At 72.3% G+C, this 20812-nt stretch carries 21 protein-coding genes; 13 read left to right on the forward strand and 8 right to left on the reverse strand.

The annotated features are described in order from the left end of the window. The first annotated feature begins 1 nt into the window (after position 1). Entirely contained in the window at positions 2 to 904 is a 903-nt protein-coding gene (locus ACYU8V_RS03215; RefSeq protein WP_460845101.1) for an acetaldehyde dehydrogenase (acetylating), read from the forward strand. Further along, entirely contained in the window at positions 901 to 1986 is a 1086-nt protein-coding gene (gene dmpG, locus ACYU8V_RS03220) for a 4-hydroxy-2-oxovalerate aldolase (RefSeq protein ID WP_460845103.1), read from the forward strand. The genes ACYU8V_RS03215 and dmpG overlap by 4 nt, the downstream gene beginning before the upstream one ends. Positions 1987 to 2007: 21 nt before the next feature. On the opposite strand, the gene ACYU8V_RS03225 is transcribed toward dmpG, so the two are convergent. After that, complete coding sequence (locus ACYU8V_RS03225; RefSeq protein ID WP_460845104.1) at positions 2008 to 2949, reverse strand: hypothetical protein; 942 nt, start codon at positions 2947 to 2949, stop codon at positions 2008 to 2010. Between the two features lie 10 nt (positions 2950 to 2959). Beyond that, positions 2960 to 3421: a GNAT family N-acetyltransferase gene (locus ACYU8V_RS03230; RefSeq protein WP_460845105.1), complete on the reverse strand. Its 462-nt coding sequence runs from the start codon at positions 3419 to 3421 to the stop codon at positions 2960 to 2962. Positions 3422 to 3438: 17 nt separating this feature from the next. On the opposite strand from ACYU8V_RS03230, the gene ACYU8V_RS03235 reads away from it, so the two are divergent. The 10 genes from ACYU8V_RS03235 to ACYU8V_RS03280 are packed head-to-tail and all read left to right on the forward strand — an operon-like array spanning position 3439 to position 12801. Further along, positions 3439 to 3846: a VOC family protein gene (locus ACYU8V_RS03235; protein WP_460845108.1), complete on the forward strand. Its 408-nt coding sequence runs from the start codon at positions 3439 to 3441 to the stop codon at positions 3844 to 3846. A 26-nt stretch (positions 3847 to 3872) separates the two neighbouring features. Continuing rightward, positions 3873 to 5525, forward strand: coding sequence for a long-chain fatty acid--CoA ligase (locus ACYU8V_RS03240; RefSeq protein WP_460845109.1), 1653 nt, complete (start codon positions 3873 to 3875; stop codon positions 5523 to 5525). Positions 5526 to 5531: 6 nt separating this feature from the next. Continuing rightward, a complete protein-coding gene (locus ACYU8V_RS03245) occupies positions 5532 to 6995 on the forward strand; it encodes an FAD-binding oxidoreductase (RefSeq protein ID WP_460845111.1) in 1464 nt (487 codons plus the stop codon). A 22-nt stretch (positions 6996 to 7017) separates the two neighbouring features. Next, complete coding sequence (locus ACYU8V_RS03250; RefSeq protein WP_460845666.1) at positions 7018 to 7590, forward strand: class I SAM-dependent methyltransferase; 573 nt, start codon at positions 7018 to 7020, stop codon at positions 7588 to 7590. Between the two features lie 52 nt (positions 7591 to 7642). Further along, complete coding sequence (hsaA, locus tag ACYU8V_RS03255) at positions 7643 to 8827, forward strand: 3-hydroxy-9,10-secoandrosta-1,3,5(10)-triene-9,17-dione monooxygenase oxygenase subunit (RefSeq protein ID WP_460845114.1); 1185 nt, start codon at positions 7643 to 7645, stop codon at positions 8825 to 8827. After that, entirely contained in the window at positions 8827 to 9714 is an 888-nt protein-coding gene (gene hsaD, locus ACYU8V_RS03260; RefSeq protein ID WP_460845115.1) for a 4,5:9,10-diseco-3-hydroxy-5,9,17-trioxoandrosta-1(10),2-diene-4-oate hydrolase, read from the forward strand. Before hsaA ends, hsaD begins: the two co-directional genes overlap by 1 nt. Further along, a complete protein-coding gene (hsaC, locus tag ACYU8V_RS03265) occupies positions 9711 to 10607 on the forward strand; it encodes an iron-dependent extradiol dioxygenase HsaC (RefSeq protein ID WP_460845117.1) in 897 nt (298 codons plus the stop codon). Before hsaD ends, hsaC begins: the two co-directional genes overlap by 4 nt. Positions 10608 to 10625: 18 nt before the next feature. After that, a complete protein-coding gene (locus ACYU8V_RS03270; protein WP_460845118.1) occupies positions 10626 to 11258 on the forward strand; it encodes a flavin reductase family protein in 633 nt (210 codons plus the stop codon). Between the two features lie 43 nt (positions 11259 to 11301). Beyond that, complete coding sequence (locus ACYU8V_RS03275; protein WP_460845120.1) at positions 11302 to 12327, forward strand: trypsin-like serine peptidase; 1026 nt, start codon at positions 11302 to 11304, stop codon at positions 12325 to 12327. Between the two features lie 57 nt (positions 12328 to 12384). After that, positions 12385 to 12801, forward strand: coding sequence for a TetR/AcrR family transcriptional regulator (locus tag ACYU8V_RS03280; RefSeq protein ID WP_460845122.1), 417 nt, complete (start codon positions 12385 to 12387; stop codon positions 12799 to 12801). A gap of 360 nt (positions 12802 to 13161) precedes the next feature. Here the strand turns inward: ACYU8V_RS03280 and ACYU8V_RS03285 are convergent, their stop codons facing one another. The 6 genes from ACYU8V_RS03285 to ACYU8V_RS03310 form a co-directional block, all read right to left on the reverse strand. After that, a complete protein-coding gene (locus ACYU8V_RS03285) occupies positions 13162 to 14559 on the reverse strand; it encodes a helix-turn-helix domain-containing protein (protein WP_460845123.1) in 1398 nt (465 codons plus the stop codon). A 70-nt stretch (positions 14560 to 14629) separates the two neighbouring features. After that, a complete protein-coding gene (locus ACYU8V_RS03290; RefSeq protein WP_460845125.1) occupies positions 14630 to 15571 on the reverse strand; it encodes an acyl-CoA dehydrogenase family protein in 942 nt (313 codons plus the stop codon). Next, on the reverse strand, positions 15571 to 16212 hold the full coding sequence (locus ACYU8V_RS03295) for an acyl-CoA dehydrogenase family protein (protein WP_460845126.1): 642 nt from the start codon (positions 16210 to 16212) through the stop codon (positions 15571 to 15573). The genes ACYU8V_RS03290 and ACYU8V_RS03295 overlap by 1 nt, the downstream gene beginning before the upstream one ends. After that, positions 16209 to 17363, reverse strand: a complete 1155-nt coding sequence (locus ACYU8V_RS03300; RefSeq protein ID WP_460845127.1) for an acyl-CoA dehydrogenase family protein — start codon at positions 17361 to 17363, stop codon at positions 16209 to 16211. Before ACYU8V_RS03300 ends, ACYU8V_RS03295 begins: the two co-directional genes overlap by 4 nt. Before the next feature lie 3 nt (positions 17364 to 17366). Then, entirely contained in the window at positions 17367 to 18821 is a 1455-nt protein-coding gene (locus tag ACYU8V_RS03305) for a FadD3 family acyl-CoA ligase (protein ID WP_460845128.1), read from the reverse strand. Positions 18822 to 18861: 40 nt separating this feature from the next. Further along, positions 18862 to 20277: an MFS transporter gene (locus ACYU8V_RS03310; protein WP_460845129.1), complete on the reverse strand. Its 1416-nt coding sequence runs from the start codon at positions 20275 to 20277 to the stop codon at positions 18862 to 18864. Positions 20278 to 20335: 58 nt separating this feature from the next. Between ACYU8V_RS03310 and ACYU8V_RS03315 the strand changes: the two genes are divergently transcribed. Next, on the forward strand, positions 20336 to 20812 hold the full coding sequence (locus ACYU8V_RS03315) for a winged helix-turn-helix transcriptional regulator (RefSeq protein WP_460845131.1): 477 nt from the start codon (positions 20336 to 20338) through the stop codon (positions 20810 to 20812).

The following is a 20812-nucleotide window of genomic DNA, read 5'->3' on the forward strand; positions in this document are numbered from 1 at the left end:
GATGGGCAAGAAGCTCACCGCCGCGATCGTCGGGCCCGGCAACATCGGGACCGACCTGCTCTACAAGCTGCTCCGCTCCGAGGTGATCGAGCCGCGCTGGATGATCGGCGTCGACCCGGCCTCCGAGGGTCTGCGGATCGCCGCGGACAAGGGCCTGGTGGCCACGCACGAGGGCGTCGACTGGCTGCTCAAGCAGGACGAGCTGCCCGACCTGCTCTTCGAGGCCACGTCGGCCTACGTCCACCGCGAGTACGCCCCGCGGTACGCCGAGGCCGGCATCCGCGCCATCGACCTGACCCCGGCCGCGGTCGGCCCGGCGGTGATCCCGCCGGTCAACGGCCAGGAGCACTGTGGTGTCGGGGGTGCGATGAACGTCAACATGATCACCTGCGGCGGCCAGGCCACGATCCCGATGGTCAACGCCGTCTCCCGCGTCACCCCGGTGTCGTACGCCGAGATCGTCGCCTCGGTCTCGTCGGCCTCCGCCGGCCCGGGCACGCGCGCCAACATCGACGAGTTCACGCGCACCACCTCGGCCGGCGTGGAGTCGATCGGCGGGGCCCAGAAGGGCAAGGCCATCATCATCCTCAACCCGGCCGAGCCGCCGATGATCATGCGCGACACGATCTTCTGCGCCGTCGACCCGGACGCCGACACCGACGCGATCGCCGAGTCCGTGCACCGGATGGAGAAGGCCGTCCAGGAGTACGTCCCGGGCTACCGGCTGCTCCAGGAGCCGCAGTTCGACGGCCCGTCGGACTTCACCCGCGGCATGCGCCGGGTGTCGATCTTCGTGGAGGTCGAGGGTGCGGGCGACTTCCTGCCGCCGTACGCCGGCAACCTCGACATCATGACGGCCGCCGCGACCCAGGTCGGCCAGAACATCGCAAGGAGCATGCTGTGAGCGACATCAACGCACTCGACCGCACCTGGAGCGGGATCCACGGCGACGAGCCGTTCGGGAAGCTGGACCTTCGCCTGACCGACACCTGCCTGCGCGACGGCTCGCACCACAAGCGCCACCAGTTCACGGCCCAGGAGGTCGAGGACATCGTGCGCGCGCTCGACGAGTCCGGCGTACCGGTCATCGAGGTCACCCACGGCGACGGCCTCGGCGGCTCCAGCTTCAACTACGGCTTCTCCCGCACCCCCGAGCAGGAGCTCATCGCGATCGCGGCCAAGACCGCACAGCGCGCGAAGATCGCGTTCCTGATGCTGCCCGGCCTCGGCACCAAGGACGACATCCGTGCCGCGCAGGACAACGGCGGCCAGATCTGCCGCGTCGCCACGCACTGCACCGAGGCCGACGTCTCGATCCAGCACTTCGGCCTGGCCCGCGAGCTCGGCCTGGAGACCGTCGGCTTCCTGATGATGAGCCACACCCAGCCGCCCGAGGTCCTGGCGAAGCAGGCCCGGATCATGGTCGACGCCGGCTGTCAGTGCGTGTACGTCGTCGACTCCGCCGGCGCGCTGATCATGGAGCAGACCGCGGACCGGGTCTCCGCGGTCGTCGCCGAGATCGGCCGCGACGCGGACGTCGGCTTCCACGGCCACGAGAACCTCGGCCTCGGCGTCGCCAACACCGTCATCGCCGCGCGCGCCGGTGCGACCCAGATCGACGGCTCGGTCCGCCGCTTCGGCGCCGGTGCCGGCAACACGCCGCTCGAGGCGTTCGTCGGTGTCGCCGACAAGCTCGGCTGGACCACCGGCGTCGACTTCCTCAAGATCGTCGACGCCTCCGAGGACGTCATCAAGCCGGCCATGCCCGAGGAGTGCCAGCTCGACCGGATGACCCTGATGATGGGGTACGCCGGGGTCTACTCGTCGTTCCTCAAGCACGCCGGCAACGCCGCCGAGCGCTTCGGCGTCTCCGGCGCCGAGATCCTGCTCGAGGCCGGCCGGCGCAAGCTGATCGGCGGCCAGGAGGACCAGCTCATCGACATCGCGCTGATGCTCAAGGCCCAGCAGGAGACTGCCGGGGCCTGAGGCCGGCGCCGTACCCGGGTGTCACCAGAGGAGAGTCAGGTCCTCGAGGGTGAGGTGCGGACGTGCGGCGAGCCACGGGTCCAGCGCCGTCCGCAGGTCGTCCTCGGAGCCGGCGAGCCCGAGGCGGGTGCTGTCCGGTTCGGCCGGGGGGTGGTCGTGCTCCGGGCCGGCCGGGCCGTAGGAACAGCTCGCGCAGTAGATCCGGATCCCGGACCACTCGTCGAGGCCGAGCCCGCGCGACCCGAGGTCGTCCGCGAGGTCGCCGACATCGCCGTCACGTGCGCCCGAGACGATCGCCTGCCAGGTGGGGATTCCGGAGTCGTGCAGCCGGTCCAGCTCGTCGAACACGGCGTGCTCCCGGCCGTCGAGGAGGCGGGACCCCTTCGGCTCGCCGTCGTGCAGGACGACGTCGCGGAAGCGGTGGCCCGACTCGGGCAACGGCACGCTGGCGATCACCGCATGGGCGGGGCTGCGCCGCCACGCCCACACGACCTCCGTCTCGCCGGTCCGGAACATGTCCTGGTGGCTCAGGCTGGGGCGATCGGGGTTGAGCCGGATCGGCGCCACCCCGAAGCCGATGTCGATCGGTCCGTCCTCGGCGTCCATGCCGGAGATGCCGTACGCCGCCCAGGCGCGCCTCGCCCGCGGCCAGTCGGCGAGGGCGGTCGCGGCGATGCCGAGGTTCCAGGCGGCAGGGTTGACGCCGTCGCACTCGGCCGCGTGCTCCGGGCCGAACAGCTCGACGGCGCGCGCGTTCCGCGCGGCGCAGTCGGGCCATCGCCGCTGCGCCTTGGCCAGGAGACCGGCCTCGAACCAGGTGGTGAAGGAGGCGTCGATGGCCATCATCTCGGCCGCGTGGGTCTCGGCCGTCCGGGCATCGGGGGCGGCCTGCCAGTCGGCCCACACCTCGCGAGGGGTCCGACCGCCTGCGGCGCCGCGGGACCGGCTGCGAAAGCGCACCATGCCAGGCAGCCTAGAGATCGCGCTCGTAGTAGAGCATCGACGGCCCGCCCGGGCCGCCCTCCGCGTTCGTGAAGCCGGCGCTGGCATAGAGCGACCGGGCGGCCTCGTCCTCGACGGAGGTGTTCAGGTCGATCCGGTCGGCGCCCCGCTCCCGGGCCAGGCCCATGGCGGCCTCCAGGAGTGCGCGGCCGAGGCCGGCCCCGCGAGCGGCGGGCCGGACCCAGAGCTCCTCCAGGCACGCGTCGGGGCCGGGGGAGTAGAGCGACCCGCGGAAGCGCAGCTGCGCGAAGCCGGCCGGCGGGTCGCCCGGCCCGAACAGCACCGCGACCTCGCCCGAGGCCAGCTGCGCCGTCGCCAGGCCGGCGATGACATCGGCGGTCGGCTCGGTCTCGCCGTACTCCTCGTTGAACTCCGCGAGCATCCGGCCGAGCAGTGCTGCGTCGGCGGGTCCGCCGACCCGGATCCCGGTCATGGGGTCAGGCTAGGACCATGGCCTCGCTCATCTCGCACACGACCGTCGACTGCCGCAACGCCTACGAGCTCTCCGAGTGGTGGAAGCCGGTGCTGGGCTACGTCGACCTGCCGGACGACCCCAACCTCCCCGGGCACGTCGAGTGCATGATCGTCGACCCCGAGGGGATCGAGCCCCGGGTGCTGTTCATCGAGGTGCCGGAGGCGAAGTCGGTCAAGAACCGGGTGCACTTCGACCTGCGGCCGCGCGAGCGCAGCCGGGACGAGGAGGTCGCCTGGGTGATCGAGCACGGCGCGACGCAGGTCGAGGACCATCGCGGCAAGTACGGGCCGGGCACCGGATGGGTCGTGCTGGCCGATCCGGAGGGCAACGAGTTCTGCATCCTGCGGTCGGGGGATGAGGTTGCGGCGAGTCCCTCGACGTGACGGCGGTCACGGGGGAGGATCTGCCCATGCGCAGCACGATGCAGGACGTCCAGCTCACCATCGGCTCGATCCTCGAGCACGGCACCCGGCTCCACGGCGACTCCGAGGTCGTGACGGCGACGGCCGACGGCACCCGGAGCACGTCGTACGCCGATCTCCACGGCCAGGTCGGCCGCCTCGCCAACGGCCTGCGGAGCCTCGGCATCACCGGCGACCAGCGCGTCGGCACCTTCCAGTGGAACAACACCGAGCACCTCGCGGCGTACCTCGCCATCCCGTCCATGGGTGCGGTCCTGCACACCCTGAACATCCGCCTCTTCCCCGAGCAGCTGGTGTACGTCGCCAACCACGCCGAGGACAAGGTCGTCATCGTCGACGACTCGCTCGTCGGCCTGCTCGCCGCGCAGCTGCCGCACCTGACCACGGTCGAGCACGTCCTGGTCGCCGGCCCCGACGCCGCCTCCGCCGACCTCGATTCCCTGCGCGCCTCCGGCAAGCAGATCCACCTGTACGACGAGGTGCTGGCCGCGCAGGACGAGGACTTCTCCTGGCCCGAGGTGGACGAGCGGGACGCTGCCGCGATGTGCTACACCAGCGGCACGACCGGCAACCCCAAGGGCGTGGTCTACAGCCACCGCTCGGCGTGGCTGCACTCCCAGGCCGTCTGCACGGGCAACGTCGCGGGGCTGACCTGGTCGGACCGGATCCTGCCGATCGTGCCGATGTTCCACGCGAACGCCTGGGGGATGCCCTACGCGGGGCTGATGAGCGGCGCGTCGCTGTGCATGCCCGACCGCTGGCTGCAGGCCGAGCCGCTGGTGCGGTTCATCCAGGCGTCGAAGCCGACGCTCAGCGGCGCCGTGCCGACGATCTGGAACGACGTGCTGCTCTACCTCGACGCCCACCCCGACATCCGCATCGACACGATCCGCCGCATCCTGTGCGGCGGATCGGCCGTCCCGATCGCCCTGCAGAAGGCGCTCAAGGAGCGGCACGGCCTCGAGATCCGGCAGGCCTGGGGCATGACCGAGACCTCGCCGGTGGCCAGCGCGGCCGGCGTACCTCTCGGGGTGAGCGGTGAGGACGAGTGGCGCTACCGCGGCGGTCAGGGGCGCTTCGTCTGCGGCGTCCAGGCCCGGATCACCGCCGACGACGGCGAGGCCCTGCCCCACGACGACGAGGCGGTCGGCGAGGTCGAGGTGCGCGGGCCGTGGATCACGGGCAGCTACTACGAGTCCGACGACCCCGACGTGGGCAGCAAGTTCCACGACGGGTGGCTGCGCACCGGCGACGTCGGGCGGATCGACCCGCTCGGCTACCTGACCCTGACCGACCGTGCCAAGGACGTCATCAAGTCCGGTGGCGAGTGGATCTCGTCGGTCGACCTCGAGAACGCGCTGATGGCGCACCCCGACGTGATCGAGGCCGCGGTCGTCGCCATCCCGGACGAGAAGTGGCAGGAGCGGCCGCTGGCCTCGGTCGTGCTCAAGGAGGGCGCGTCTGCCGGCCCTGAGGACCTGCGCGCGTTCCTCGCCAAGGACTTCGCGAAGTGGCAGCTGCCCTCGGCGTGGGCGTTCATCGACCAGGTCCCGCGCACCTCGGTGGGCAAGTTCGACAAGAAGGTCCTGCGCAAGGAGTACGCCGACGGCGAGCTCGAGGTCCGCACCACCGACGGCTGACGGGCGGTGACCGGCTGGAGCCGCCGGGCGGTCCTCGCTGCCGGCGGGCTCGGCGCCCTGGCCGGTTGCGGCAGCCCGGAGCCCCGACCGGGCGCGAGCACGGCACCGGTCGCGCCGGTCCGCTGGTCCCGGCTGCGCCGCCACCTCTCCGGATCCCTGGCGGTGCCCGGCGATCCGGCGTACGACCGCGTCCGGCTGCTGCAGAACCCGCGGTACGACGCCGAGCGACCGCTCGCCGTCCTCTCGGCCGCGGCGCCGCGCGACATCACGACCGGCCTGGCGTTCGCGCAGGACCACGGGCTGCCGATCGCGATCCGCTCCGGCGGTCACGGCTATCCGGGCTGGTCGGGTGGCGGCCGCCCGAGGGCGCTGGTCATCGACGTTCGCCCCTTGTCGGCGGTGACCTGGTCCGGCACCACCGCCACGATCGGCGCGGGTGCGGCGTTGGCCCAGGTCTACGACCGGATCGCCGCCCGCGGCCGCGCGATCCCGGGCGGGTCGTGCGCGACGGTCGGGATCGGCGGCCTGGCCCTCGGTGGCGGCGTCGGCGTGCTGACCCGGGCGCTCGGGCTCACCTGCGACGCGGTCCGGTCGATGCAGGTCGTCACCGCCGACGGCCGGGTCCGCACGGCCTCGGCCGACCAGGAGCCCGACCTGTTCTGGGCGCTGCGTGGCGGGGGAGGCGGGCACCTCGGCGTCGTGACGTCGTTCGAGCTCGCGACCTCGCTCGCGCCCACGATCACCAGCTTCTACCTGGCCTGGCCCTGGCCGAGCGCGGCTGACGTGGTCGACGCCTGGCAGCGATGGGCGCCGACCGCGGACCACCGTCTCTGGTCGACGCTCAAGCTGCTCGGCGGCGCGACCCATCCGTCCGGACCGACGGTGTTCGTGTCGGGCACCTGGATCGGCGCGGCGTCCGCGCTCGACACCCGGCTCGACGGCCTGCTGAGCGCCCTGCCCCCGCCGTCGGGCCGCACGGTCCACGTCCGTGGGTACGCCGACGCGATGGCTGCCTACGGCGGCGCCGGCGCCCCGCGCGAGGCGTTCGCGGCGACCTCCCACGTCGCCTACGACCTGCTGGACCGGACCGGCATCGCCGACCTCGTGGCGGCCGTCGAGGCGGTGGGTCGGGCCGGGCTGAAGGAGACCGGCGCCTCGATCGACGCCCTCGGCGGCGTGGCGGGGGAGCCGGCCCCGGGCGACACCGCCTTCGTGCACCGGGCCGCGCTGGCGACCGTGCAGTACACCGCGACCTTCCCCAGCGGCACGGCCGCACAGGCCGATCGCGCCGTCCACCGGCTCCGCGGCGCGATGCAGCCGCACTGGGGCGACCACGCCTACGTCAACTACGCCGACGCGTCGCTGCCTGACTACCGGTCGGCGTACTTCGGCGACAACGCGCCGCGGCTCGCGCAGGTGCGGGCGACGTACGACCCCCATGGCTTCTTCACCCAGCCCCAGGACTTCTGAATAGGCTCGGCCCGTGGCCCGCATGTCCGACCTGGAGTCCGTCTTCTGCCGTACGCCGCTGTGGCGGGTCTTCGCCCGCCGCTTCGTCGTGCCTCGCGTGCTCACCGACGAGATCGGGCCGGAGGTCCTCGAGATCGGCTGCGGCAGCGGGGCGATGGCGGCCGAGGTCCTGCGCGCCCGGCCCGGCATCACCCGGTACGTCGCGACCGACGTCGACCCGGCCATGGTCCGGCTCGCCGGCCGTGAGCTGGCGGGCGACGATCGCGCGGAGACCCAGGTCGTCGACGCGTCCGGCCTGCCCTTCGCCGACGGCAGCTTCGACACCGTCACCAGCTGGCTGATGCTGCACCACACCATCACCTGGGAGCGGGTCCTGGCCGACGCGGCGCGGGTGCTCAAGCCCGGCGGCCGGCTGGTGGGCTACGACCTCGCCGACTCCGGGCGCAGCCGCGCGATCCACCAGCTCACCCGCTCGACGGTGCGGATGATCGACCCCGACGACCTCCGCGCCGAGCTGACCCGGATCGGGTTGCGCGACGTCGCCGTGGAGCCGCTGCACATCGCGGGCGCCTTCGGCTTTACCGCGACACGCTGACGCGGAAGAACACGTTCTCGCAGAAAACGAGAACGTGTTCTAGTATTGGTCCATGACTGATTTCGCTCCCGAGGTACAGGCCGTCCTGGACGGCGTCAGGGATCTGCTGCCGACCTTCCGGGACCGTGCCGACGAGGGCGATCGCCTGCGCGTCGTGCCGGACGCCTCGATCAAGGAGTTGGAGGAGACCGGGTTCTTCCGGCTCCTGCAGCCGAAGCGGTACGACGGTCTCGAGGCCGACCCGGTCGCCTTCTACTCCGCCGTCCGCGACATCGCCGGCGCCGACGGCTCGACCGGCTGGGTCTCCAGCGTGGTCGGCGTCCACCCCTGGCAGGTCGCGCTCTTCGCCGACGAGGCGCAGCAGGCGGTCTGGGGCGAGGACACCAAGACCCGGCTCAGCTCCAGCTACGCCCCGACGGGCAAGGCCGTCATCACCGAGGGCGGCTTCAAGCTGTCCGGCAAGTGGAGCTTCTCCTCGGGCAGCGACCACTGCTCGTGGGTCCTGCTCGGTGGCCTGGTCTTCAACGAGGAGGGCCAGGTCGTCGACTTCCGCACCTTCCTCGTGCCGCGGGAGAAGTACCAGGTCGTCGACGTCTGGAACGTCGTCGGCCTGCGCGGCACCGGCTCCAACGACATCGTCGTCGAGGAGACCTTCATCCCCGAGGCGTTCACCCTGTCCATGGGCGAGACCGGCGCGTGCAAGGGCCCGGGCCAGGCCGTGAACACCAGCGACCTGTACAAGCTGCCCTTCCACTCGATCTTCACCACCACGATCGCCACCCCGATCGTGGGCATGGCCAAGGGCGCGTACGCCGAGCACGTGGACATGCAGCAGAAGCGGGTCCGGGCGGCGTACCTCGGCGAGAAGGCGTCGCTGGACCCGTTCGCCGCCGTCCGCATCGCGCGCGCGTCCTCCGAGATCGACGCCGCGTGGGCGCTGCTGATGAGCAACATCCGCGAGGAGCAGGCCCACGTCGCGAGGGGCGAGACGGTCCCGCTCGAGCTGCGGCTGCGGGTCCGCCGCGACCAGGTGCTCGGCACGGCGCGCGCCATCGAGGCGATCGACGCGCTGTTCGAGGCGTCCGGCGGCCGGGCGCTGGCCGAGGGCACCTACCTGCAGCGCGCCTGGCGCGACTCGCACGCGGGACGGGTGCACGCCGCCAACGACCCCGAGCGCGCCCTGCAGATGTACGGCGCCCAGCAGTTCGGGCACAAGGTCGACCCGGGGATGTACTGATGTCCCTGGCCCCCATCGACAAGGAGGACGTACGCCGGTCCGCGAAGGCCGGCGACATCACCCTGAACTACTACGAGGCGGGGGAGCCGACCGACATCGGCGCCGGCCTGCCGCTGCTGATGCTGCACGGTGGCGGCCCGGGCGCCTCCGCGTGGAGCAACTTCGGCTCGGCCCTGCCGCGCTTCGCGCAGAGCTTCCGCACCCTGCTCGTGGACCAGCCCGGCTTCGGCGCCTCCGACAAGCCGCCGGTGACGGCCAACTACTTCCGTCACTCCGCCGACTATCTGCTCAAGCTGCTCGACGAGCTGCAGATCGAGAAGGTCCACCTGCTCGGCAACAGCCTGGGCGGCGGGACGGCCACGCGGTTCACGCTGTCCTACCCCGACCGGGTCGGCCGGCTGGTGCTGATGGGGCCGGGCGGCCTGAGCCTCAACCTGTTCCACGCCGACCCGACCGAGGGCGTGCAGCGGTTGATGGAGTTCTCGATGGACCCCACCCGGGAGCGGCTGCGCGCGTTCATCTCGAGCATGGTCGTCAACCAGGCCCTGGTCACCGACGAGCTGGTCGAGGAGCGCTTCGCGGACGCCACGGCGCCGGGATCGCTCGAGGCGATGCGCTCGATGGGCGCCTCGTTCTGGAACCCGGAGTGGGCCGAGGACGGCATGCTCTGGCGCGAGGTCCACCGGATCCGCAAGCACACCCTGCTGACCTGGGGCCGCGAGGACCGGGTCAATCCGCTCGACGGCGCGCTGGTCGCCCTCAAGCAGATCCCCAAGGCGCAGCTGCACGTCTTCCCGAGCTGCGGCCACTGGGCGCAGATCGAGGCGGCCGAGGAGTTCGCGAAGGTCTGCACCACCTTCCTCTCCGACCACCGGGAGCGCACATGATCGACATCAGGTCCATGGGCTACGTCCGCGTCAACAGCACCGACCTGTCGGCGTGGGAGACCTTCGCGGGCAAGGTGCTCGGCCTGGCCGCCGGCCGCGGCCCGAACCCCGACCACCAGTACTGGCGCATCGACGAGGTCAGCGCCCGCCTGGTCGTCGTGCCCTCCGACCGCGACGAGCTCGCCGCGACCGGCTGGGAGCTCGCCGACCACCGCGCCCTGCAGGAGGCCCGCGAGCACCTGCAGAAGGCCGGCGTCGCGTTCGAGGAGGGCACGGCCGAGGAGCTGGCCGAGCGCCGCGTGCAGGAGCTCATCCGGTTCAGCGACCCGTGGGACAACGTCTTCGAGCTGTTCCACGGCATCACCTACGAGTCGCGGCCCGTCGTGACGCCGTACGCCGCCAGGTTCGTCACCGGCGACCAGGGCATGGGCCACATCGTGGTGCCGGTGCTGGACGACGTGGAGGCGCTGCGGTTCTACACCGACGTGCTCGGGTTCCGGCTGCGCGACTCGATGAGCATGCCGGGGGAGTTCGTCGGTAAGGAGCCCGGCTCGAAGGTCTGGCTGCGGTTCCTCGGCGTCAACCCCCGCCACCACTCGCTGGCGTTCCTGCCGATGCCCAACCCGAGCAAGTGCGTGCACATCATGCTCGAGGTCGAGGAGCTCGACGACGTGGGCCGCGCGCTGGAGCGGGTCAAGAAGCACAAGGCCCCGCTGTCGGCCACCCTCGGCCGGCACATGAACGACGAGATGGTGTCCTTCTACGTGCGGTCGCCGGGCGGGTTCGACGTGGAGTTCGGCACCGAGGGCCTGCGTGTCGACGACGGCCGCTGGGTGGCGCGCGAGTCCACCGCCGTCTCCTACTGGGGACACAACTTCGGCGGGAACGGCTGAGTCGATACCGTGACCAGCATGGCCGAACAGACCGACGGGCTCCCCGAAGGCATGAGTGACGACGCTCGTGAGACGTGGCCGCACCCCTCCCTGATCGGTGACTTCCTCGGCGACGCCGAGGTCGACTTCGAGTTCCGGCCCGGCGAGGACGTCGTCGTCCACGACGACCCGGCGGCGCGGGAGGCGGCGCGGACCTTCCGCGACGTCCTCGGCTGCTTCGCGTCCGGCATCACCGTGATCACCACGATGAGCCCGGACGGCCCCGTGGGCATGACCTGCCAGTCCTTCTCCAGCGTCTCGCTCGAGCCGCCGCTGGTGACGTTCATCCCCGCGCGCACCTCGCGCGCCTGGCCGCTGATCCACCGCTCCGGCCGCTTCTGTGTCAACGTCCTGTCCTCGGAGCAGGAGCACGTGTCGGCGCAGATGGCGACCAAGGGCGCCGACAAGTTCGCCGGCATCGAGTGGACGCCCGCCGGCGTCACCGGCTCGCCGGTCATCGCCGGGACGCTCGCCCACCTCGACTGCACCATCCACACCGTGCACGAGGCCGGCGACCACTTCGTCGTCATCGGCCGGGTCGAGCACCTCGAGCAGGGCGTCGCGGGCGAGCCGCTGCTCTACTTCCAGGGCCGCTACCGCACCACCGACTGAGACGCCCGTCACCCGCGGAGTGCTCGCCCGTTGAACCCCCGTTATGGGGGATCACAAGAACACCGCGCCGCACACCGTACGCCGGAGCCTGGCCGGCCTCACCGCCGTGCTCGCGCTCGGCGCTGGGTCGCTGGCCGTCGCGCCGACCACGCCCGCCCACGCCGACGGCGTCGTCCAGCTCGTCCACGCCCGGGCCACCCGTCCGCTCGGCCGGATCGCGCGCGTCCGGGCCTACTGGACCAGGGCGCGGATGCTCGCGGCGATCCCGGTCGACTCCGCGACGACCACCGCGACGGCGCGGACGAGCCCCCGGACCAGCGCCCGCACGACCGGGCTGACCAGCAACACCGTCCAGAACAACACCGGCGGCGTGATCTTCCCGAAGACCGTCGGCAAGCTGTTCTTCTCCGACGGCGGCTCCGACTACGTCTGCTCGGCGGCCGCCATCGCGACCCGGAGCCGCAACCAGGTCCTCACCGCCGGGCACTGCGCCCACACCGGCCCGCACCCGGAGGGCGGGCTGCTCGGCACCGGCCTGCTGGCGGGCGCGCCGCGCTACTACTCCGACTGGGTCTACGTCCCGCGCTACAGCAACGGCAACGCGCCGCTGGGCAAGTGGGTCGCGACCCACGCCTACGTCGCGAGCGGCTGGATCGACGACGAGCGGTTCCAGCAGGACCAGGCGATCCTCACCGTCGCCCGACTCAACGGCCGCAAGCTGGTCGACGTGACCGGCGGGAACCGGGTCGCGCTCGGCGCGGGCACCGACCACCAGGGCGTCCGGATCTGGGGCTGGCCCGCCGGCTCGCCGTACGACGGGGAGACGGCCTGGCGCTGTGACGGCCCGACCCGCGCCTCGTCGGTCGCGGCGCCGGGTGACGCCGCGATGACCTGCGGGCTCAACGGCGGCGCCAGCGGCGGCCCGTGGCTGCTGCCCGGCCGCCGGACGATCAACGTCGGCACGATCTTCGCGGTGACCTCGCGGATCACCACCAGCGGCCCGCACCTGATCCTGGCCCAGCCGCTGCCGATCTCCCTGCGCACGCTGATCAACCGCGCCGGGGGTTAGCGACCTCACACGCGCGATCACGGCGCGCGGGTGCCCGGCGTCTGGGACGATGCACGGATGCGCAGCCTGGAGCCGACCGAGGACTTCGCGATCGTCCTGGTCCGGCGGTTCCTCAGGCTCTGCGAGCACCCCCGGACGCGGGCGCGGATGCTGCGGATGATCCGCAACGCGACCAAGCACGGGGACGACAGCCCGCGGCTGTACCGCTGGATCAACCGTGTCGTGCTGCACCCGGCGGCGCCCGCGCGGATGCGCTCGATGTCGGCCATGAAGGCCGAGCTGGTGGCCTCGCAGCTGGTCGGGCTCGCGATGGTGCGCTACGTGCTGGAGGTGGAGCCGCTGGCGTCCGCCTCGGTCGACGAGGTCGTCCGGCTGGCGGCTCCGTCGATCGCTGCCGCGCTGCAGGGGGAGGACTCCCTGTCGGGCCTCGTGGTGCCCGAGCTGCTGCCTGTGGTCGTCGACGGCGACGAGTAGCCCCGGACGCAGTTGTGGCCCCTCGCGAGCGCCGACTCGCGAGGGGCCACGACCCGGGCCGTGGCCCGAGAGTCGAAGTGAACTCGTGAGTCCGCTGCCCTCGTCCTCCGGAGCACTGGGGGTGTTTCCCCGGAAGACCTGGACGTCGAACTGCTTGTCCCCACCCCGACATGGCCGAGCATAGCAGGAATTTGCCATCCGAATTCGACAATTTGTGACACGATCTTGCTACGCGGAACCAGCCGCTCTCGGGGAAGGGACCTCACCATGAAGCAGATCAAGCTCGCCGTCGCCGCACTCATCGCCGTTCTCGCCACCTCCAGCGCCGTCGTCGCGGCGCCCGGAGACGCAGGGGTCGTCTCAGCGTCGCAGGGCAGCTGCTGCTGAGTCGGGCGCCCGACCGGTTCGGCGCTCCCCGACTCGCAGGACGGGGCGAAGGCTGGTGAGACCGGCGATGTCGGTCGCACTCCGGTAGGCGTCGAGCGCGGCGCCCACCTCGCCGACAGCCTCGAACTCCGCGGCGAGATCGGTCCATGCTCGTGCGGTGTCGTCCGTGGGCGGCAGCTCCCGAAGCAGGTCGGCCGCGGCGTGGAAGAGCCTGTTCGCCTCGTCGTGGCCCGTCGTTCCCGCCATGGCCCGGCCGAGCACGACGAGGATCTCGGCTCGCTGCAGGGGTGCGTCCGCCGGGGTGGCCAGCAGTGCGCGCTCGGCGGCGTCGACCGCTGCGGTGAGATCCCCAGCGACGAGATGAGCCTGGGCGATGACGTAGTCGGCCATGGCGATCTCGAGGGCGCTCGCGGAGGTCTGCGTCAGCTCGCGTTGAGCCCGTTGCGCGTGCCCCAGCGCGACGGCGACATCACCGTCCGCGGTGCAGAGGAGCATGCGGCCCACCTCGGTCCGCAGTCGCGCGACGTTCCGCGCATCGCTGCCCTCGCCGAGCAGCGCCAGCGCACGCTCCGCCATCTCGATGGCCTCCACCGTTGCGCCGGCACGCGCTCGCGCGAGACTCGCGTTCCAGTAGGCGCCGGCCTTCGCCATCGGCGAGTCCAGCCGATCCGCCGCCTCGAGGGCCGCAGCGCACAGGGCGGCGGCACGATTCAGGTCGCCGCGGAACACGAACGCGCCCGCGATCGTGACGGCCAGCCTGACCGACTCGTCGCAGTCGGGCAGGCCGGAGTCGCGAAGATGCCGTTCGATCCGTTCGCCGGTCTCGATGGCCAGGGTCAGGTCGCCGAGGTCCTTGTAGCAGCGGACGAGCGCGATGCCGCACTCCGCCAGCGTGAGTCCGGCCGCCGTGCGCTCCAGCTCCTCGAAGATCGCGACAGCCTCGGTGAGTCGGCCCTGCGCCTCCACGGCCCGCCCGAGCAGGTAGGCGGCCCGGTTCTGCTGAGTCACCTGGCGCGTGCGCCGCGCGTCGGCCAGCGCCGACCGGGCCTGGCTCTCGGCGTCGCTCAGCTCGCCGGTCTCCAAGGCGAGCTCGGCGTAGTCCAGGGTCAGCCGGATCTCGTCGTACTCATCGCCGGAGATGCCGCGCAACAGGTGGTCGAGCGAGGTGTCGAGGCGGCTCGCCAGGGTCGCCAGCACGCTGAGGGTCGGCCGGCGCGCGCCGCTCTCGATGCGGGAGACGTAGCCGGTCGAGATGCCGTCGCCGCCGAGCTGGGCCTGGGTGAGCCCCCGCGCCACCCGTGCCGCACGCACCCGGGCACCCAAGGTGGCGGGGTCGAGGGCGCGCAGCAGCTCGGCGTGTTCTTCGTGCATGCGCTCCATCATCGGCGAATGTGCCGCCGCGTACACCCTTCTTGGCAAATTCGTTGACAAACTTGACCGGTCAGAGGACGAGCGCGGCCCGGTGACGGTGCGCGGGGCCGAAGAGCCGGCCCAGGGCGTGGGCGCGCTTGAACACCACGTGCGCGTCGTGCTCCCAGGTGATCGCGATACCGCCGTGCAGCTGGATGCACTCCCCGGCCAGGTGCTGGGCGCCGTCGAGGGCGTACGACGCGGCCGCGTGCACCTGCTCCGCCGCGTCGTCGGACCCCTGGGCGAGTGCGTACGCCGCCGACCAGGTCACCGAGCGGCTCAGCTCGGTCCGCGCCAGCATGTCGGCCATCCGGTGCTTGAGTGCCTGGAACGAGCCGATCGGCCGCCCGAACTGCACGCGCTCCTTGCTGTAGGCCACCGTCATGTCGAGGGCGCGCTGGCACAGGCCGGTCGCCAGGGCGGCGCAGGCCGCGGCGCCGACGAGCTCGGCCCGCGCTCGGGCCGCGGCGCCATCGCCCAGGACTGTGCTCGAGGCGGAGCCACGGTCGAGGCGGGCCAGGTGGAGGGTCTGGTCCATCGACTCGGCCCAGCTCGCCGAGGCGCCGGTCAGCTCGACCAGATCGGTCCCGTCCAGTGCCAGCACCACGCCCGCCCGGTCGGCGTCGAGCACCGGCGCGTCGTCCAGCGCGAGGGTCGCGATCTCCCCGGCGGCGATCCGCGGGAGGAGACGGGCCTTCGCCTCGGCGGTGCCGCCGGCGAGCAGCGCCTCCGTGGCGACGACGGTGGCGAGCAGCGGCGTCGGGGTGAGGGCGCGACCGAGCTCCTCGAGGACCACCGCGGTCTCGAAGAAGGTCACGCCGGCTCCGTCGTACTCCTCGGGGATGGCGAGGGCGGGCACACCGACCTGGTCGCAGAGCGTCGCCCAGGCGAGGTCCGGGTCGGCCTGCTTGCCGAGGACGCTGCGGACGGTGGCGGCCAGCTCCGCCTGCTCTGGGCTGAGCGAGAAGTCCACTACGCGCGCTCCGCCAGCAGCGAGTCCAGGATGCGCCGGCGGTGGTACGCCGCCGTCCCCTGCGCCGACTGCAGCTCGCGGATCCGGGTGATCCACCGGCTCAGCTCGAGCTCCCGGGTGTAGCCGATCGCGCCGTGGACCTGCAGGCCGGTGCGGGAGGCGAGGTACGCCGCCTCGCCGGCCTGCACCTTCGCCGCCGACACCGACCGGGGCGCGGGCGCCAGGGCGGCGCCGAAGACCAGCGGCCGGGCGAAGTCGAGCGCGATCCGCACGTCGGCCAGCTGGTGCTTGATCGCCTGGTAGGAGCCGATCTCGCGGCCGAACTGCCGGCGCTGCCGGGCGTAGGCGACCGTGTCGGCCAGCACCCGCTCGCCGGCGCCGAGCAGGTACGCCGCGGTCGCGAGCGTCGCCAGCTCGGCGTCGTCGGCCACGCCCGCGACGGAGGCGACGGCGTCGTCGACGCAGTGCCGGCCGAGTGTCTCGAAGGCGACGACCACCTCGACCGGTGTCGCCTCGGCGACCAGTTCGTTGATGCCGAGGTCGTCGAGCCGGGACCAGACGACGGCGGGTTCGCTGCCGGAGATGACGCCGTCGAGCGCGTCGCGCAGCGCGACCTGCTCCTCGGTCAGGATGAACCTCATCGGCCCTTGGCCTCCCTCGGCAGGCCGAGGATCCGCTCGGCGATGATGTTGCGCTGGATCTCGTTGGTGCCGGCATAGATCGGCCCGGACAGGCTGAAGATGTAGCCGTCGAGCCAGCGGGACTCCTCGGTGGCCGCCTCGCCCAGCAGCCCGAGCGCGGTCTCGTGCAGCGCGACGTCGAGCTCGGACCACCAGACCTTGTTGACCGATCCCGCAGCGCCGATGTCGCCGCCGGCAGCCAGGGCGGTGACCGTGCCCCAGGTGTAGAGCCGGTAGGCCTCCGCACGGGTCCACGCGTCGACCACGCCGCGGGCGGCCTCGTCCTTGTCGGGACCGTCGGGCGTGGCGGCGTACAGGTCCAGGAGGCGGTCGGCGGCGGCGGTGAAGCGGCCGGGGGAGCGCAGCGACAGGCCGCGCTCGTTGCCGGCGGTGCTCATGGCGACCCGCCAGCCGTCTCCCGGCGCGCCGAGCACGTCCGCGTCGGGGACGAAGACGTCGTCGAAGAAGATCTCCGCGAAGCCCGCCTCGCCGTCGAGCTGGGCGATCGGTCGCACGGTCACGCCGGACGCGTCGAGCGGGAAGAGGAAGTAGGTCAGGCCGCGGTGGCGCTCGGCCTCCGGGTCGGAGCGGAACAGGCCGAAGCCCCAGTGTGCGAGGGCGGCCCGCGAGGACCACGTCTTCTGGCCGTTGAGCACCCAGCCACCGCGCTCGTCGTCACGACGGGCCGTCGACCTCAGCGAGGCCAGGTCCGAGCCCGCCTCGGGCTCGCTCCAGCACTGCGCCCAGACCGTCTCGCCGGTGGCCATCGCGGGCAGGAAGCGGTCCTGCTGCTCCTTGGTCCCGTGCTCGAAGATGATCGGGGAGAGCAGGAAGATGCCGTTCTGGCCGACCCGCAGCGGCGCGTCGGCCCGGTAGTACTCCTCCTCGAAGATGACCCACTCGACCAGCGACGCGCCACGGCCGTGGTACTCCTCGGGCCACGACACGACCGACCAGCGGGCGGCCGACAGCTTCGCCTCCCACTCCCGGTGCAGCTCGAAGCCCTCGGGAGTGTCCAGGGAGGGCAGCGGCTCGGCCGGCACGTTGGCGGCCAGCCACGCGCGCACCTCGTCGCGGAAGGCGAGCTCCGACTCGCTCAGGTCCAGATCCATTCGTCAGCCTCGCAGTTCGTTCTTCAGGACCTTGCCGGACAGGTTGCGGGGGAGGGCGTCGATCGGCTCGACGTACCGCGGCACCTTGAAGTTGGCCAGTCGCTCCCTGGCGAAGGCGATGACGTCCTCGGGAGCGGCCGGGCCGACGACGTACGCCTTGCCGACCTCGCCCATCCGCTCGTCCGGTACGCCGACGACGGCCACGTCGGTGACGCCGTCCATCCGCAGCAGGGCCTGCTCGACCTCGGCGGGGTAGACGTTGAAGCCGCCGGAGATGTACATGTCCTTGAGCCGGTCGGTGATCCGCAGGTTGCCGGCCTCGTCGATCACGCCGACGTCGCCGGTGTGCAGCCAGCCGTCGGCGTCGATCGCCTCGGCCGTCGCGCTCGGGTCGTCGAGGTAGCCGAGCATCACGTAGTCGCCGCGCACCAGCAGCTCGCCGCCGTCCGCGATCCGGATCTCCATGCCCGGGATCGCGCGGCCGTTCGTGGTCGCCACCGTCTCCGCGGAGTCGTCCTCCCGGCACATGGTGACCACCACGGCCTCGGTCATCCCGAACGCGGTGACGACGTGGTCGATCCGCAGCTCCTCACGCATCCGCTCGATCAGCACGACCGGCACGCTCGCGGCCCCCGTCACGGCCAGCCGCAGCGAGCTCAGGTCGTGGCTCTGGCGGTTCGGCGAGGCGAGGATCGACTGGTAGATCGTCGGGGCGCCGGGCAGGAGCGTGATCCGCTCGCGCTCGATGAGCTCCATCGTGGCGTCGACATCGAAGGCGGCCACCGGGTAGAGGGTCGCGCCGGTCAGCAGCCCGACCAGGATGCCGATCTTGTAGCCGAAGGAGTGGAAGAACGGGTTGACGACGAGGTAGCGGTCGTCGGCGCTCACGCCGCCGAGCTCGGCCCAGGCGCGGGCGACGCCGATGGACTGGCGGTGCGCGCTCATCGCGCCCTTGGGCCTGCCGGTCGTGCCGGAGGTGAAGAGGATGTCGGCGACGTCGTCGGGGGAGACGGACTCCCCTCCATCGCCCCCGTCCGGGCGGACGGATCCGAGTTCGGCGATGTCGAGGATCTCGCGCACGTGCGGCAGCGCGCTCGCTGCACGCAGGTCTGAGATCTGGGTCCGTCCGAGGAAGCCGTCGGCGACGATCACGAGGGTCGCCCCCGACCGTTCGACGATGTCGGCGGCCTCCGTCGCCGTGTAGCGCGAGTTGAGCGGGACGAGCACTCCGCCCGCGTAGGTCACGGCCAGGGCGGCGACCGCCCAGTCGATGCTGTTGGGGGCCCAGAGCGCGACACGCTCCCCGAGCTGCAAGCCACGCCTGCGAAAGCCTGCCGCGGTGGCCGCAACCAGGCCCTGCAGGTTCTGGTAGGAGACGGTGCGGTCGCCCTCGACGTACGCCGGCTTGTCGCCGTACGTCGCCGCGGCATGCCGGAGGAGCGCGGGGATCGTGTCCATGCCGACACCCTACCAAGCATTTGCTTGGTTGGGCGCGGGGTCATCCCACGGGCTCGAGGACCGCCTCCTCGCGGACCGGGCTGCGCACGCCGTCGATGGTGAGGGCGGTCAGCACCGAGACGCCCGAGGCGATCGCGATGAACAGCCAGCCGTGACGGACGTCGTCCAGGCCGACCGAGCCGGAGCCGAGGATCCCGATCAGGATGCTGACGCCGAGCGCCATGCCGACCTGACGGGCCATGCTGGCGATCCCGCCGCCGGTCGAGGCCTGCTCGGGCGGGAGGCCGGCGGTGGCCGCGGCGACCAGGTTGGGCATCGCCAGGCCGACGCCGACGCCGCCGAGCAGCCAGGCGGGCAGGTACGTCGAGGCGTACGCCGGGGTCGCGGAGATGACCGCCGCCTGCCAGAGCGCCGAGACGCCGAGCAGCAGGCTGCCGGCTGCGATCAGCCGGCCCGGCCGGACGCGGGGGAGCAGTCGTGCGGCGAGGATCGAGGACGGCGGGACCATCAGCGGCCCGGCGGCGACGGCGAAGCCGGTGCGCAGCGCCGAGTAGTCCCACGCGTGCTGCATCCAGAGGATGCCGAGCAGCAGGGAGGAGCCGAACGCGGTGTTGAAGGTCAGGGCCGCCAGGTTCGCCCACCGCACCTGGCGGACCCGCAGCAGCGCGGGATCGATGACCGGGGCGCTGTGGCGGGCGCTGATCAGCACGAAGCCGGCGAGCAGGACGATGGACGCGGCGAACGATCCCAGGACGCCGGCGGAGCCCCAGCCCCAGTCGTTGCCCTGGACGATGCCGAGGATGAGGGCGGCGATGCTGCCCGCGATCAGCGCGGCGCCGACCAGGTCGGGACGGGGTGCGCCGTCGTTGCGCCGCACGTCCGGGACGTAGCGGATTGCGGCGAGCGCGAGCGCGGCGCCGATCGGCACGTTGATCCAGAACGCCCAGTGCCAGGAGATCTGGACCAGGCTGCCGCCGGCGGCCGGGCCGAGTGCGGCCGCCACCGCGCTGGCCAGCGCCCACAGCCGGGCTCCGGCGGCACGGCGCTCGGCGGGGAGGGCCCCGAGCAGCAGGCCGAGGCTCGCCGGCGTCATCGCGGCGGCGCCGACGGCCTGGAGCACGCGGAAGGCGACGAGCATCCAGACGTTCACCGCGAAGCCGCAGGCCAGGCTGGCGGTGGCGAAGACGGCGACACCCGCCACGAAGCCCGCCTTGCGGCCGTAGCGGTCGGTGAGCCGGCCCATCGGGATGAGGAGGGCGGCGAAGACGACGGCGTACCCGTTGAGGACCCAGCTCAGCTGGCTCAGCGTCGGCGCCGAGCCGTGCGCGGCGAAGTCGCGGCCGATGTCGTCGAAGGCGACGTTGACGATGAACAGGTCGAGGCCCGCGAGGAACGTGGCGCCGGTGAGGAGTGCGGTGACGAGGCCGAGGCGCCGGGTCTGGCTTGGGGCGGACATAGCCAGAGGGTAGAAGGCTGGCTATGGGAAAAGCAACCCAGCCGGTAGGATGGCTCCCATGAGCATGCGGATGGCGGGGCGGCTGGCCGAGCGCGGGGACGTTCCGCTCGGACCGGCGTGCCCGATCGATCGCGCGATGGGCGTGCTGGGCAACAGGACGGCGATGCTGCTGCTGCGCGAGGCGTTCTACGGCGCAACGCGGTTCGAGCAGCTCGTCCGGCGCGTCGGCGTGACCGAGGCCGTCGCGTCCCAGCGCCTGCGCGAGCTGGTTGCCGCCGGCGTGCTGGAGAAGCGGCCGTACCAGGAGCCGGGCCAGCGCACCCGGCACGAGTACGTCCTGACCGAGTCCGGCGCGGCCCTGGCCCCGACGCTCATCGCGCTGCTGGAGTGGGGTCGGACCTACCTCCCGGACGACCGCAGCCGTCTCGCCCTCACCCATGCCGACTGCGATGCGCCGGTGCACGTCGCCCTGCGCTGCGAGGCGGGCCACGACGTCGCGGAGACCGACGTGGTCGTCACGGGACGGCGCCGCTGA

It is taken from the genome of Nocardioides ultimimeridianus, from assembly GCF_054777895.1.

Coding starts and splice junctions, on each gene's coding strand:
- ACYU8V_RS03250 (WP_460845666.1), top strand. CDS start 7,018: ATGTCCGACCTGGAGTCCGTCTTCTGCCGTACGCCGCTGTGGCGGGTC.
- ACYU8V_RS03295 (WP_460845126.1), bottom strand. CDS start 16,212: ATGAGGTTCATCCTGACCGAGGAGCAGGTCGCGCTGCGCGACGCGCTC.
- ACYU8V_RS03230 (WP_460845105.1), bottom strand. CDS start 3,421: ATGACCGGGATCCGGGTCGGCGGACCCGCCGACGCAGCACTGCTCGGC.
- ACYU8V_RS03315 (WP_460845131.1), top strand. CDS start 20,336: ATGAGCATGCGGATGGCGGGGCGGCTGGCCGAGCGCGGGGACGTTCCG.
- ACYU8V_RS03270 (WP_460845118.1), top strand. CDS start 10,626: ATGGCCGAACAGACCGACGGGCTCCCCGAAGGCATGAGTGACGACGCT.
- ACYU8V_RS03215 (WP_460845101.1), top strand. CDS start 2: ATGGGCAAGAAGCTCACCGCCGCGATCGTCGGGCCCGGCAACATCGGG.
- hsaA (WP_460845114.1), top strand. CDS start 7,643: ATGACTGATTTCGCTCCCGAGGTACAGGCCGTCCTGGACGGCGTCAGG.
- ACYU8V_RS03310 (WP_460845129.1), bottom strand. CDS start 20,277: ATGTCCGCCCCAAGCCAGACCCGGCGCCTCGGCCTCGTCACCGCACTC.
- ACYU8V_RS03235 (WP_460845108.1), top strand. CDS start 3,439: ATGGCCTCGCTCATCTCGCACACGACCGTCGACTGCCGCAACGCCTAC.
- ACYU8V_RS03300 (WP_460845127.1), bottom strand. CDS start 17,363: ATGGATCTGGACCTGAGCGAGTCGGAGCTCGCCTTCCGCGACGAGGTG.
- ACYU8V_RS03285 (WP_460845123.1), bottom strand. CDS start 14,559: ATGCACGAAGAACACGCCGAGCTGCTGCGCGCCCTCGACCCCGCCACC.
- hsaC (WP_460845117.1), top strand. CDS start 9,711: ATGATCGACATCAGGTCCATGGGCTACGTCCGCGTCAACAGCACCGAC.
- ACYU8V_RS03280 (WP_460845122.1), top strand. CDS start 12,385: ATGCGCAGCCTGGAGCCGACCGAGGACTTCGCGATCGTCCTGGTCCGG.
- hsaD (WP_460845115.1), top strand. CDS start 8,827: ATGTCCCTGGCCCCCATCGACAAGGAGGACGTACGCCGGTCCGCGAAG.
- ACYU8V_RS03275 (WP_460845120.1), top strand. CDS start 11,302: ATGGGGGATCACAAGAACACCGCGCCGCACACCGTACGCCGGAGCCTG.
- ACYU8V_RS03305 (WP_460845128.1), bottom strand. CDS start 18,821: ATGGACACGATCCCCGCGCTCCTCCGGCATGCCGCGGCGACGTACGGC.
- ACYU8V_RS03225 (WP_460845104.1), bottom strand. CDS start 2,949: ATGGTGCGCTTTCGCAGCCGGTCCCGCGGCGCCGCAGGCGGTCGGACC.
- ACYU8V_RS03240 (WP_460845109.1), top strand. CDS start 3,873: ATGCGCAGCACGATGCAGGACGTCCAGCTCACCATCGGCTCGATCCTC.